The organism is Nocardia sp. 852002-20019_SCH5090214, assembly GCF_001665865.1.
GTDB lineage: Bacteria > Actinomycetota > Actinomycetes > Mycobacteriales > Mycobacteriaceae > Nocardia > Nocardia nova.
The window spans coordinates 1-619 of record NZ_LZMK01000386.1 but is presented as its reverse complement, the minus strand read 5'-3'; the positions used below and the strand labels follow the sequence as shown (position 1 = coordinate 619).

The 619-nt window shown below is 68.0% G+C and carries 2 protein-coding genes; one reads left to right on the top strand and one right to left on the bottom strand.

Going from position 1 to position 619, the window contains the following annotated elements:
• On the bottom strand, window positions 1–238 hold a 238-nt coding region (locus A5780_RS32150; RefSeq protein WP_197521928.1), incomplete at its 3' end, for an enoyl-CoA hydratase-related protein.
• Between the two features lie 129 nt (window positions 239–367).
• On the opposite strand from A5780_RS32150, the gene A5780_RS32145 reads away from it, so the two are divergent.
• A partial coding sequence (locus A5780_RS32145; protein WP_231982916.1) for an enoyl-CoA hydratase/isomerase family protein occupies window positions 368–619 on the top strand: 252 nt, incomplete at its 3' end.

Sequence of the window (619 nt, the reverse complement as noted above, 5' to 3'; positions counted from 1 at the left end):
TGTCCGCCGCAGCGATCCGGGCGGCGTTGTCCCCGGTCGCGCCGAGCTCACGCAGATCCAGGCCCGCGCAGAACGCCTTCTCGCCGGTCAGGACCAGCGCCGCGGCGCCCGAGTCGGCCGCCTCGGCGATCGCCTCCGCGACCTGCTCGGCTTCCTGTGGTCCGAGGGCGTTTCGCCGTTCGGGCCAGCGCAGCGTGACGATGGCGGCGTGTGCGGACCTGTCGATCGTTACGCCCATTGATTCTCCTCGCCGGAGCGTGCGTGCCACGGGAGGCATGGCCGCTCCTCAGGTAGATAGATAACCTAGATTAACAAGTCGCGTAGAATGGTGGCGGGAATCCGGCCGCGAACTCGATGAGGAGTGCACATGACCCGCGCCGAAGTGTCGAAGGGGCTGATGCTGCTCACCGAACAGCGTGGCGGGGTTCGCATCCTCACGCTGCATCGCCCGGCCGCGCGAAACGCATTGACCAGTCATCTGATCGAGGCATTGCGACGCGAACTCGCCGCGGCGGACGGCGACGATCGCGTGGACGTGGTCATCCTGACCGGCGAGAAGGCGTTCTGCGCAGGTGGCGACCTGCCATCCATTCTGGCGGCGATCGACGGCGCGGCCCCC